Annotated in this window: 8 protein-coding genes; 7 read left to right on the top strand and 1 reads right to left on the bottom strand. The window is 63.5% G+C overall.

Features of this window, described 5'->3' with window-relative positions:
* The 7 genes from F6X61_RS00090 to F6X61_RS00060 form a co-directional block, all read left to right on the top strand.
* Positions 1-196, top strand: a 196-nt coding sequence (locus F6X61_RS00090; protein WP_153784839.1) for a DUF3077 domain-containing protein, incomplete at its 5' end; no start/stop codon positions are given.
* A 181-nt stretch (positions 197-377) separates the two neighbouring features.
* Positions 378-2,825 carry an acyl-CoA dehydrogenase gene (locus tag F6X61_RS00085; protein WP_153784838.1) on the top strand — a complete coding sequence of 816 codons (2,448 nt, stop codon included), beginning with the start codon at positions 378-380 and terminating at the stop codon, positions 2,823-2,825.
* 119 nt (positions 2,826-2,944) lie between these two features.
* Complete coding sequence (locus F6X61_RS00080; RefSeq protein ID WP_153784837.1) at positions 2,945-3,355, top strand: PA2817 family protein; 411 nt, start codon at positions 2,945-2,947, stop codon at positions 3,353-3,355.
* Between the two features lie 364 nt (positions 3,356-3,719).
* Positions 3,720-4,256: a fimbrial protein gene (locus F6X61_RS00075; protein ID WP_153784836.1), complete on the top strand. Its 537-nt coding sequence runs from the start codon at positions 3,720-3,722 to the stop codon at positions 4,254-4,256.
* Between the two features lie 91 nt (positions 4,257-4,347).
* A complete protein-coding gene (locus tag F6X61_RS00070) occupies positions 4,348-5,103 on the top strand; it encodes a molecular chaperone (protein WP_153784835.1) in 756 nt (251 codons plus the stop codon).
* A 34-nt stretch (positions 5,104-5,137) separates the two neighbouring features.
* Positions 5,138-7,630, top strand: a complete 2,493-nt coding sequence (locus F6X61_RS00065; RefSeq protein WP_153784834.1) for a fimbria/pilus outer membrane usher protein — start codon at positions 5,138-5,140, stop codon at positions 7,628-7,630.
* 55 nt (positions 7,631-7,685) lie between these two features.
* Positions 7,686-8,768, top strand: a complete 1,083-nt coding sequence (locus F6X61_RS00060) for a fimbrial protein (RefSeq protein WP_153784833.1) — start codon at positions 7,686-7,688, stop codon at positions 8,766-8,768.
* On the opposite strand, the gene F6X61_RS00055 is transcribed toward F6X61_RS00060, so the two are convergent.
* Positions 8,749-12,663, bottom strand: coding sequence for an RHS repeat domain-containing protein (locus F6X61_RS00055; protein ID WP_256671254.1), 3,915 nt, complete (start codon positions 12,661-12,663; stop codon positions 8,749-8,751). The genes F6X61_RS00060 and F6X61_RS00055 overlap by 20 nt on opposite strands.
* Positions 12,664-12,673: the final 10 nt, after the last annotated feature.

The raw sequence follows: 12,673 nt of genomic DNA, 5'->3' as shown, positions 1-12,673 counted from the left end.
GTTCCGCATCCAGCCAGGCATCCCCTTCCAGCACGCCTTCGACGAACTGTCGGTACTGCTCGGCTGCATCCGCCACCTCACCTGCGAGGCCGAAATGGAAAACGACATGCTCGCCGGCAGTTCGGCGCGCATCCTCAGCGCCATGGCCAAGGCGCTGATCGATGACATGGAGTTGGGGTTGAATCGTTCCGGTTGATCCAATGGCCTCATCGCGGGGCAAGCCCGCTCCCACGATTGGAGTGCAGTTCACATGCGTGGGAGCGGGCTTGCCCCGCGATGGCCAAGCGAACTCTTGGCGCCCCGGCGTGTCAGTCCTCCTAGCCCGTCTAAGCTCTGTGGGTCGGCTGAATGCCCCCTGGTTCCAAGGAGGAAGGATCATGTTGCTGTTGTGGTTGCTGGTACTGGTATTGGGCGCTGCGTACCTCACGCACCGTCGCCTGCCCCCATTGCAGATCCTCGCGGCGATGGCCGCCTACACCTTTTTGATGGGCCTGTTCAGCCATGCCCCCGGCTGGCTGCTGACGCTGATCTGGGCAGTGATCGCCATCAAGGTCGCCTTCATCGCCCTGCCCGAAATGCGCCGCAAGCTGTTCACCGCGCCCGTGTTCAAGTGGTTCCAGCGCACCCTGCCGCCCATGTCGCAAACCGAACGCGAAGCCATCGACGCCGGCACCGTGTGGTGGGACGGCCACCTGTTCAGTGGCCGCCCGGACTGGAACACCCTGCTCGACTACCCCGCACCCGCACTCACCGACGAAGAACAGGCCTTCATCGACGGCCCCACCGAAGACCTCTGCGCCATGGTCAGCGACTGGCAGATCGGCCAGGACCTCGACCTGCCTCCCGAAGCCTGGGCGCACATCAAGCAGCATGGCTTCTTCGCCCTGATCATCCCCAAGGAATACGGCGGTAAGGGTTTCTCGGCCTACGCCCACTCGCAGGTGGCGATGAAACTGGCCACCCGCAGCGGCGACCTGGCCTCGACGGTGATGGTGCCCAACTCCCTGGGCCCCGCCGAACTGCTGCTGCACTACGGCACCGATGAACAGCGTAATCACTACCTGCCGCGCCTGGCCCGTGGCGACGAGATCCCCTGCTTCGCCCTCACCGGCCCGCTGGCCGGCTCCGACGCCGGCGCCATGCCCGACACGGGTATCGTCTGCAAGGGCCAATGGCATGGCGAAGAAGTCATTGGCCTGCGCCTGAACTGGGAAAAGCGCTACATCACCCTGGGCCCGGTCGCCACCTTGCTGGGCCTGGCGTTCAAAGCCTACGACCCGGACCACCTGCTCGGTGACCAGGAAGAACTGGGCATCAGCCTGGCCCTGATCCCCACCGACACCCCTGGGGTGGAAATCGGCAAGCGCCACCTGCCGCTGGGCGCCGCCTTCATGAACGGCCCCAACAGTGGCAAGGATGTGTTCGTACCATTGGAGCAGCTCATCGGTGGCCAGCAGATGCTCGGCAAGGGCTGGATGATGCTGATGAACTGCCTGTCGGTGGGCCGCTCCATCTCGCTGCCCGCCGTCGGCACCGGCGCGGCCAAGTACACCAGCCTGGTCACCGGCCAGTACGCCCGGGTTCGCGAGCAGTTCAACGTACCGCTGAACGCCTTCGAGGGCATCCAGGAGTCCCTGGCGCGCATTGGCGGCAATGCCTGGTTGATGGACAGCGCCCGCCTGCTCACCGCCAAGGCGGTGGACCTGGGCGAAAAGCCCTCGGTGCTGTCGGCGATCCTCAAGTACCACCTCACCGAGCGCGGCCGCGAGTGCATCCAGCACGCCATGGACGTGCACGGCGGCAAGGGCATCATCATGGGCCCGAACAACTACCTGGGGCGCAACTGGCAGGGCGCGCCGATCTTCATCACCGTCGAGGGGGCCAATATCCTTTCGCGCAACCTGATGATCTTCGGCCAGGGCGCCATCCGCTGCCACCCGTTCGTGCTCAGGGAAATGGCCCTGGTCGGGCGTGAGGACCATGACCACGCGCTACAAGAGTTCGACGACCTGCTGATGCAGCACATCCTGTTCGCCGCCGGCAACGCCGCCAGCACCCTGGTGCTGGGCCTTGGCCTGGGGCATTTCGAGAAGGTGCCGGGCGACGCCCTGAGCCAGGGCTATTTCCGCGCCCTCAACCGCCAGGCCGCGGCCTTCGCCCTGCTGGCCGACCTGTCGATGATGCTGCTCGGCGGCGCGCTCAAACGCCGCGAACGGCTCAGCGCCCGGCTGGGCGATGTGCTCAGTTACCTGTACCTGGCCAGCGCCGCGCTCAAGCGCTACCACGACCTGGGCGCGCCCGAGCACCTGCAGCCGCTGCTGCGCTGGGCGCTGGAGGAAAGCCTGGGCAAGGCCGAGCAGGCCCTGGACGCGCTGCTGGACAACTTCCCCAACCGTTTCGTCGGCTGCGCCCTGCGCCTGCTGGTGTTCCCGTTCGGCCGCCGCCACAGCGGGCCCAGTGACGAACTGGATGCCGAAGTGGCCGCACTGATCGGCCGCGGCAAAGGCGATGAGGCACTGGAACAAGTGCTGGCCGGCTGCTTCCGGCCACAGGCCGAGGGTGACCCGGTGGCGGCGCTGCAACGGGCCTGCGATCTGCTGGATGAGGTGGCCCCCTTGCAGGCGGTGCTGCACAAAGCACTCAAAGCGGGCACGGTGCAACCTCAACCGGGCCAGTCGGCGATCGATGCGGCGGTGCAGGCCGGTGTGTTGCAGGCGGCTGACGGGCAACGCCTGCAGGCCACCGAGCAGGCCAGGCGGGCGGTGATCGATGTGGATGCGTTCGAGAAGGATCAGCTGCTATCCGTACCGGGTAGAGTTCGCTGACCCCATCGCGGGGCAAGTCGCAGCGGCGAACCGCCGCTCCCACAAGTGGCTGTGGGAGCGGGCTTGCCCCGCGATTGGCGTATACTGCGCCCCTGTTTAGAACCACCGAGGACCACCCCATGGCCAACCCCCAACTGGACTACCACCTGCAACTGCTGCACCACCTGCGCACCATCCTGGCCGCGCTGGGCGAGGCCGAGCAGGTGCCCGAGGAGAGCCACGCCCTGTTCCTCGAACGCTACGACGAACTGCTGACCCTGCTCCCGCAAGACCCGCTCGAAAGCCAATACCTGGGCCAGGACCTGCTGTGCCAGGTGATCCAGCGCTACCCGCAGATCGCCCACCTGGTGCCACGCGACCTGCTGTGGTTCTTCGGGGGTGACTGCCTGCACTTCATGCCGGATGAAGAGCTGGCGCTGTATCAGCAGTTGGAGGAGCGCCGTTACGAAGCCGAACAGAACGACGAACCGTTCGACTGGCACCAGGAAAAACAACTGTTGAGTCACAACGGCCAGGGCAACACGCACTGATTCGCAAAACGCCCCACCCTACCGCGTGGGGCGTTCTTTCCTAATACAGCTGTATATTTTCTGCCTAAACTTCGAGCTCCCTTACTTACAAATTCACCAGAAAATCCTTATTTATTTATACTGCCTCCCACAACCACGAACCAAGAATCACATAACAAAATCAGAATTAACCTACCAGCAATACAACTTAGCCTCTCGCATAAAAATATATAAAGCCCAGCACACCAAGACCCATTGCGAAACAAAAAACGTCCTCTATAAGATGCCCGCCGAGACAACGAACACTCGCAGAGATCCACTAACTCTTCGACTACTTTCTTGCCTCGCAATCAATTATCAATTTACTCAGATAAAGGACATCTTCATGAAGAAGTCGTTGCTTGCCCTTTCCGCCGGTCTTGTTTTCAGCGTTGCTGGCACTTCCGCCTTTGCCACCAACATTATGTTCCAGGGCAAGATTACCGCCGCTACCTGCCCGATCGAAGTCAGCCCGCCTGGCGGTGGCGTCGGCAATGCCGTACCGATGGGTGAAGTGGCAGCCTCCGCCTTCAGCGCCGCCGGCCAGGAATACAACAGGACCAACTTCGAACTGGTCGTACCGGATGACGCCAACTGTATGGCCACCACTAACAAAGCAAAAGTGACCTTCAGCGGCGACGCCGATACAGCGGGCGACTACTTCGCGGTCACGAATACCAGCGATGGCGCCCGCGGCGTGGTCATTGCCATGCGCGACGTTAAGGGCAAATTGATTAAACCAGGTGCCGAGTCCGATGAGTTCGACCTCAACGTCGGTGCTGAAACTCGCCTGCGCTTCTCGGCGACCTATCGATCGACAGTCGCAGCAGTCACTGCCGGTGCCGCCAACGCCGATGTCGCCTTCACCGTGGCCATCAATTGATCCTCTCGGGCCGGGACATGCCTGGCCCGGTGCAATGACCCCTTGAAGCCTCCAGGCGCGCACTCGCGCCTGGATCTCGGAGCCCCACTTCATGCCCGGCAACTATCTACCGGCGGCCTGCCTGCGCGCGTCATTCAGGCACAGCGTGGCCTTGCTGCTGCTTGCCCTGCCCTTCACCGCCAGCCACGCAGCCTTGACCTTGAGCAGCACCCGGATCGTCTTCGACAGTGACAAGAGCAGCACGTCGATCATTATTCGCAACCCCAGCAAACAACCTTACGCGGTACAAACCTGGGTCAATACCGTTGACGACAACGCCACGGTCGCCGTGCCCTTTCTGGTGGTACCGCAATTGTTTCGCCTGAGCCCTGGCCAGGCACAACAGGTACAGATAAACAGATTGCCCAACCACTTGCCCAACGACCGTGAGTCGCTGTTCTTCTTCAATGCCCAGGAAATCCCCCAGGCCAACAAAGAGGCCGGCAACGTCCTGAACATTGCCTTGCGCACCCGTATCAAGTTGTTCTACCGCCCGCAGCAGATAAAAGGCTCGCCATCAGGGCATCTCAAGCAACTCGAATTCTCCCTGCATGACAAAGATGGTCAGCCACACCTTCAGGTCAACAACCCGACGCCCTTCCATTTCACCTTCAGCCGCCTGGAAATCAGCGACAAAGGCCAACAGAAGGCCGTGAAGGCGATCGACATGGTTGCGCCCTTCGCCCAACAAACCTATCCGGCACCCGGCATCAAACCTGGCGCAGGGCTGCAGGTGCGTTTTTCGATCATCAACGACTTCGGCGGCTACAGCGAACCCGTGACCCAGCCGATCAGCCTGGCGCGCTAGGGCAGCTACGCACGTTCAGCAAGGATTCCCGCACATGCAAATCTCTTTGCGGCGTTGGCGTGTCGAATGCAGCCAACGCCCCGTACTTCCGTGCCTGTTCGCCGGCATCACGGCGGCACTGATGGACATCCCGGTCGGGCGCGCCGAAGCCGAGTTCCAAAGCGGCTTTCTCCGCCAGATGCCTGGGCAGGCCGAGCACATCGGTGCCTGGGCCCTCGACGCACTCGCCGAGGATCGACCGCTGGTGCCTGGCCCTTATCAAGTGCAGGTGCTGGTCAACCTGCTGCCCGTCGGGCGGTACACCCTCGAATTCACACCCGCCGACGACGGAGGGCTGCAACCGTGCCTTCCCGCGGCTCAACTTGCCGACTGGGGCCTGCGGCTCGAGGCGCTGGAAGACCTCGACGCCGCGCAAACCGCCTGCCTCGACCTGACCCGAACGGTGCCGGGGGCACAGGTGACTTTCACCCCCAGCCAACTGCAACTGGCGATCTCCATCCCGCAGATCGCCCTGCGCCGCGAAGTGGCCGGCCATGTTGCCCCCGAGCACTGGGACAGCGGCATCAACGCCGCCTTCATCAACTACCAGGCCTCCACCCAACAAGGCCAGAGCCGCTACCGTGGGCACTACGCCAGCCACGACCTGTACCTCAACAGCGGCCTCAACCTGGGGCCGTGGCGCCTGCGCAGCACCCAGTCGTGGCGCCGTGACGACCAGGGCGACACGGCCTGGACCCGCGGCCAGACCTACGCCCAGCGCGACCTGCCGGGCACTCATGCCAACCTGACCCTGGGCGAGACCTTCACCGACAGCGACGTGTTTCGCGGGGTCCCCATCACCGGCCTGCGCATCGCCTCGGACCTGTCGATGCTGCCGGACGCACAGCAGGGATACGCGCCGATCATCCGCGGCGTGGCGCGCAGCCGTTCGAAGCTGGAAATCTGGCAGAACGGATACCCGATCTACTCCACCTATGTCAGCCAGGGTCCCTACGCCATCGACGACCTGAGCACCGCTGGCAGCGGTGAACTGGAGGTGGTGCTCACCGAGGAAGACGGCCAGGTGCAGCGTTACACCCAGCCCTACGCCACCCTCGCCAACCAACTGCGCCAGGGCGTCTGGCGCTACAGCGCCACGCTGGGGCGCTACAATCCGGCCAGCAGCCAGGAGACGCCACTGCTGTGGCAAGGCACCCTGGCCATGGGCACGCACTGGAATGCCACGCTGTATGGCGGGGTCATGGCCAGCGAATATTACCGGGCCGCCGCGTTGGGCATCAGCAAAGACCTGGGCAGCATCGGCGCCCTGGCTTTCGATGTCACCCGCTCACTCGCCGAGTTCGACCACGACGGCGACGTACAGGGCATGAGCTACGCACTGCGTTACGGCAAGACCTTCAATACCCAGACCAGCCTGCGCTTCGCCGGCTATCGCTACTCGACGCCCGGCTATCGGGACTTCGACGAAGCCGTGCGCCAGCGCGAGATGAGCGGCCGCTTCCAGGGCAGTCGCCGCAGCCGCCTGGAAGCCTCACTGCACCAGCGCCTGTACCAGAGCAGTTCGCTGACCCTGACCCTGTCGCAACAGGACTACTGGCAGCGCATGGAACCTCAGCGCCAGTACCAGCTCAACTTCAGCACCCAGCACCGCGGCGTGACCTACAACCTGTTCGCCTCGCAATCGCTGACCGACCGGCGCGGCAGCGACCGGCAGTTCGGTCTCAGCCTGTCGCTGCCGCTGGACATCGGCCACTCCTCGCGCGCCAGCTTCGACCTGCGCAACAGCGGCCAGGGCTACAGCCAGCGGGCCTCCCTCAGCGGCAGCAGCAGCGAGTCGACCAGCTACAACGCCAGCTTCAGCCAAGACCCGCAGCACAACAAAGCCGCCAGCCTGGCGTTCGGCTACCGGGGCTCGCATGCCTCGCTGGGCGCAGGCTTAACCGAAGCGCACGACTACCGCAACCTGTCGCTCAATGCCACCGGCGCGCTGCTGGTACATGGCCAGGGCATGACCTTCGGCCCCTACATGGGCGATACCGCCGGGCTGATCGAAGTGCCCGACGTCGCCGGCGTGGGCCTGCTCAATGCCGCCGGCACGCGCACCAACGCGCGTGGCTTCGCCATCGTCCCGTCGCTGCAGCCGTACCGGCGCAATGCCCTGGAGCTGAACACCGACCGGGTCGGCATGGAAGTGCAGATCGACAACGGCACCGCGCAGGTGGTCCCGCGCCGTGGCGCGGTGATCAAGCACCGTTTCGATGCGCGCCGCGTCGCGCGCCTGGTACTGACGCTGCATGACGCCCAAGGCCAGCCACTGCCCTTCGGGGCCCAGGTGCACGACAGCGAAGGCGTGGCGCTGGGCATGGTAGGCCAAGCCGGCCAGGTGTTGCTCGCCACCCACGATGAGCCCCAGCAGTTGCACGTCAGCTGGGGCGAACAGGCCGACAGCAGCTGCCGGTTGGCCCTGGAGCCCAAGTCCATCGCCTTGCTCGAAGGTTACCGCTTGCACCACCAGGCCTGCCTCTAGTCAACACCATACGCGCGGCCTGCCCTTGCCTTGCAGCCGCGCCAGGAACCCCATTATGAAAGCGATCAAGAACACCTTGCGCCACGTGCTGATGGCGGGCCTTGCATGGCCGGCTGCCCAGGCGCTGGCTTCCACCACCGAGTGCACGCTCGGCCCCCGGACCGGGGCCCAGCAGAAAGTCTACGTGCGCGACATGGGCACCCTGTACATTGCACGCGATGCCAAGGCAGGCAGCGTGATTGGCCCTGAGGGCGTGATGGAGATCACTCCGGACCAGAACAACCTGAGCCTGGACTGCCAAGCCTACGGCCAGCGGATAAACTTCGACTTCAGGGAAACCCACGGTGTGTTACCGCTTCCCCCCCTCGTCAACGGGCGCACCATGAACGGTTTAATGATCAGGACCAACGTGCCCGGCATCAGTGCACTGGTGCAACTGGGGATCCCGTTCACAGGCTCTGCGACCGGGTGGATACCCATTGGCCCACCCTACGTGCCGTTCACTGCCTACCACGAGCAAGTCGTGCTCTCAGGCCCGCAGTTGCTGAGCCTGCGTAACAGGGTCACGCTGGTGAAAACCGGTAACCTGGCACCGGGCCAGCACCAGGTGGATGGCACGCTGTTCACAGGGCACCTGGACTGGGGCGGCATGGGCCAGGTACTGGACTTCACCCTCAGGGCGACGGTGATCCAGAGCCAGTGCAGCCTGATCGGCGACCCGGTCAGCGCCAACCCGGTGCAGCTGGGCGAGTGGAGCATCGAGGATTTCAAAGGGCCAGGCTTCACCACCCCGGCGGTCCCCTTCCACATTCGCCTGAGCGACTGCCAGGTCGACCCGGACCCAGGCAACCTGACCCACGCCATCCTAGAGCTCAACGGCATCGACGGCTCGGCGCCCATCGGGCCGAATGGCGACGTGTTCAGCCTGACCCACGACTCCGATGCCAGTGGCGTGGGTATCCAGATGCTGCACAACGGTATACCGCTGCAGCTTGACAAGGAGGAGGACCTGATCGCACTGCAGGACGGCAACATGCAGCTTGACTTCCAGGCCCGTTTCTATCAGATCGAACCGAGCGATCGAGTGCGCGCCGGTGTCGCCAGGGGCGCGCTGAACTTCACCCTACGCTACCGCTAGCGGCCTTCTTGGGAGGCTTGCTCGCAGGCTTTTTCGCAGGCTTGCTCGCAGCCTTTTTCGCAGGCTTCTTCGTCGCTTGCGTCGTGCCCGACAGGATGTTTTCGGGGTCGTAGTGATAACTGCAGTGCTGGCCGTCGGGGGTGTCGACGCTGAGCAGGCGGTTGAGCCCGTCGTAGTACAGCTCGCGCCCTTGCTCGTCGCTGATCAGGTTACCGTTGGGGTCGTAGTGCAGTTCGATGTCGGGGCCAGGTGGGACATTGTGGCTGTTGACTATCTTGCTCAACTGCACCGGATCGGTGTTTTTGAACTCGTACACCGTGCGCTGGAACTTGCTGTCGGGATCAAGGGTAATCACCATAGTGATGTTGTCCAGCCCGTCGAAAACGAAGGTCTGCTGGGCGATGACCATGCCAGACGGATCCACCGGTGCCAGCGGGCCCGTACAGGTATAGATCGTCAAACGCCCGCGCTTATCGTATTGGTAGGTTTCATGGCGCAACTCGGTAGCCTTGCCTGCGGCAGCACCCTTGGGAAGCTCAGTGAGGGTGCGGTATTCCAGGCAATCGAACTGCTCATAGCTCTGCTTGAGCGTCTGCACGGTGTCGCCGAAGTCGAAGGTGCGCAGTACCTCCCGATCGAACGCGTCGTACACGAGCGTAGTGACCAACTGCCGGCCACTTTCAAGGTCCACGGTGGTGGTGCTTTGCAGGCGGCTCAGCAGGTCATAGGTGAAGGTGGCCGACAGCAGTGGCTGGGTCTGCCGAGCTGTCGTGCGCTGCAGTCGCTGACGCTGCGCAGACGCGGGCGCTGCGTACAAGGTGGTCTGCTCGAGGCGCCCGTAGGCGTCGTATTCATACAGTTGCGTCTGGCCCTGCACATCCACATAGGCGCGCAGGCGGCTGCGGTAGCTGTGGTCATAGGTCATTTCGAACGCGCCGCCCTGGCCTTCCAGGGTGCGCTTCTCGGTCTTGAGGTCGCCGTTGCTGAAATAGGTGCGGTCTACCGCCTGCCCAGGCTCTTCACAATGCATCAGCCTGGCATTGTGCTTGTCATGGCTGTAGTTCGCCGGTGTACCGGCCAGCAACCGGTACACCGGTTCCTCGCCTAGAACCGGCAGGTAGGAGTATGCCACCTCTGTCCCGTCAGGCGCCGTGACGGTGTGGGGCTGGCGCTGACCGGGGGCGTAGCTGAATGTCTGCACCCGCCCCCCGGTGGTTGCACTGGTGCGCCGACCAAGCCCGTCGAAGGTCTGTTCACCCAGCAACCTGGCGTTTGCAAAACTGCCGCCAACGCGGATGCTGACCGGCAGGTCTTCCCGGCTGTGGCGTGCGTAGGTGCGATAGACCTTGTTGTTGCCGTCCGCCAGATGATGCTCCAGCTGGCGATCGAAGGGGTCGTGGACGAACGACTCGACCCGCTGCGTCGCGCCGGTGCCCAGGGTTTGCTTGCTGATACGCCCCAGCCCGTCATGCTCGTTGACTTGCAGGATGGTGCGCTGGCCTGCCAGGTCCAGGCGTTCGATCCGGATCGGTTGCTCGAACAGGTTCAAATCGGTTTGCACAGTACCGCTGAGCTTCTTCGGATTTCCCTTTTCATCCAAAATCTCTGCACGCTCGCGCCATTCGAAGCGCACCGGGCCGGCGCTGGATGCCACCTGGTCGGTCATCTGCACCGCAGTGACACCCTCCGGGCCAGTGACGCTGTATCGCTCACCCCAGTCGTCGTAGGCGTAGCGGCTGGTCAGCTCCAGCAACTGATCACCCAGCCAATCGATCTCGGTTTCTTCGACCAGTTGCCCCAATTCATCGTAGCGGCCTCGGTAGATAGGCCGCGAGGCGCCGGCGAAGGTGGCGCTGTCGATGTCTTCGCGCGCTTCGCTGACCACCCGGCTGAGGCCGTCGAACAGGGTGTGGGTCTCGACCTGCTTGACGTCGTAGGCCCACTGCTGGGCCTGTTCGTTGTCATAGGCGCAGAGGAAGTACCTGTAGTGCCGGAACGCCTCGTAGTCGGTGCCCGGCGCCACCGTCTCACGGGTCACCCGGCGCAGGGCATCGTACTGGTAGCGGATCTCGACGTCGTTGTCGTCACGGTTGAGCAGCGGTTCGCCGGTTTGCAGGTCGTGGTGCAACAGGATGTGCTTCAACTCGCCATCGTAGCCCTTGATGTTTTCGTCGGTCTGCAACGCGCCTGTACCTGCCGGTTTGCTGTACTGGTAGCTGCTGCTGGTGGGTAGGAAGGTGCCAGCCACCTCCCCCGGATATCTCAGGGTCTTGTTGGACAACCGCCCATACACGTAGGGCAAAACGTTGGTTTGCCTGTGATAGGTGTAGACGGTTTCTTCCAGCAAGGCATCTGAGTTGTCGGCATCCAGCAATTGCTCGCTTTCGACCAGCACCCATGGTTCTTCGAGGTCATTGCCCAAGGGCGTCAATGCCGTGTAGCGGTAGTACTGCTTGAGCGTGGCCGCCGCCCCTTGCCCGCTGGCGGCGGGGGTGACCGTCCTGGTTTTGAGGTGGCGCACGAAGCCACGGCCGTCACCGGGGTAGCCTGCTTCAGGCGCCTGATACCAGGTTTGCGTCTCCAGCACCCCGTTGGCCTGCAACCGCGTCAGCACATTGCCGTGGTTGTCGTGGCTGCTGTGCACCCTTTCCTCACGCAGCTTGGTGGGTTGGCTCATGAGCGACCAGCGCTTGAGCTCCAGTATCGGCAACTGGAAGCTGGGCGGCTGGGCGTCGAACCCGCCGCCGTTCTGGGCATACGTGGTGATGTCCTCCCGTACATTGTCGCCCTGCACGGTCCGTTGGCTGGTCAGCAGGTGAAAACGGTTGAACGTGCGGGTGATTACCCGCACAGGCTTCTTGTCCACCAGCCAGGACTCGATCGACCCGTAGGTGTAGTTGGCGGCCACCTGATAGAGGTTATCGAGCCCGTCGGGGTTCCACGGCACGCTGCTGCCACCGCCGAGGAAATTGCTGACGCCGGGGTACTCGTACGTCACCTCCATCGCCGGCTGGCCGAAGCCCGGTGCGGTCTGGTGCCGGGTGACTCGCGGCAAGTTGGCCAGCCCGGCACTTGACGGGAATTCATGGCCAAGGTCCTCGTAGAGCAGCGATTCGTGGCCGCCGTAAGGCGTGTGGATTTCGCTCAGGCACAGCAGCCCGCGTACCTCACGGTAGCTGAAGGTCCAGCACGCCTGGTTGGCAGTGGGCAGGATGATCTTGCTGACCCGATTGTCGGCCCCGCTCAAGGTCATCGCATAGCGGGCCAGCGGCCCGCCGTCGCTCCCGCCGAACGGGTAGCAGAGCAGTTCGACAAGGCTGCCCTGGCGCTCGATGCCCAGCAACTGGTCGCTGGCGTCGCTGACCGTGCTGAGCCGCATGTGCTCGATCTGCCAGGGCTGATAGGCCAGGTACAGGACATGCCCCAGCGGTGAATGCAGCTCCACCGGCAGGGCCACTTCGGCCTGTTGCCCGCCCATCACCTGCAGCACCTCTTCAAGGCCCGAGCGGTGCACCACACGGTAGCGCCTGGCACCGCCCGGCCCTGGTGGGTCACGGTACAGGTCGAATTGCCGGAGCTTCTGCTCGCGCATCAGCAGGCGATCGTTCGACTCGCCGGTGACCTTGTAGCTTTCGCCGCTGCTCAAGGTCACCACCTGGTTGCGCTCGCGCAGTTGCGTCAGTTGCAGGTTCCAGCCCTTGCCGTAACCGGAATCCACGGTATTCAAGGGGCTGTAGAACAGGGCCAGCTCGAAGTCCGGGCCCTGCAGGTCGTTGCCCTTGAGTTCGGGCAGTTTGATCGCCACCGTGTACTGACCGGTGCGCGGGTCTACGCCACTTTCAACGTAGGATGAAAAGTTGAAGGCGTTGGAATGTACGGAGGTAGAAGCAGCCATGGCACGCACT

The sequence above is a fragment of the Pseudomonas sp. EMN2 genome (genome assembly GCF_009650555.1).
Lineage (GTDB): Bacteria > Pseudomonadota > Gammaproteobacteria > Pseudomonadales > Pseudomonadaceae > Aquipseudomonas > Aquipseudomonas sichuanensis.
Note: the sequence above shows the minus strand (reverse complement) of the source record. Positions and strands in the feature narration are given on the sequence as shown.

Bases quoted from the DNA above. Each gene is read 5' to 3' on its own strand.
- F6X61_RS00085 (WP_153784838.1), top strand. From the start codon at position 378: ATGTTGCTGTTGTGGTTGCTGGTACTGGTATTGGGCGCTGCGTACCTC.
- F6X61_RS00080 (WP_153784837.1), top strand. From the start codon at position 2,945: ATGGCCAACCCCCAACTGGACTACCACCTGCAACTGCTGCACCACCTG.
- F6X61_RS00075 (WP_153784836.1), top strand. From the start codon at position 3,720: ATGAAGAAGTCGTTGCTTGCCCTTTCCGCCGGTCTTGTTTTCAGCGTT.
- F6X61_RS00070 (WP_153784835.1), top strand. From the start codon at position 4,348: ATGCCCGGCAACTATCTACCGGCGGCCTGCCTGCGCGCGTCATTCAGG.
- F6X61_RS00065 (WP_153784834.1), top strand. From the start codon at position 5,138: ATGCAAATCTCTTTGCGGCGTTGGCGTGTCGAATGCAGCCAACGCCCC.
- F6X61_RS00060 (WP_153784833.1), top strand. From the start codon at position 7,686: ATGAAAGCGATCAAGAACACCTTGCGCCACGTGCTGATGGCGGGCCTT.
- F6X61_RS00055 (WP_256671254.1), bottom strand. From the start codon at position 12,663: ATGGCTGCTTCTACCTCCGTACATTCCAACGCCTTCAACTTTTCATCC.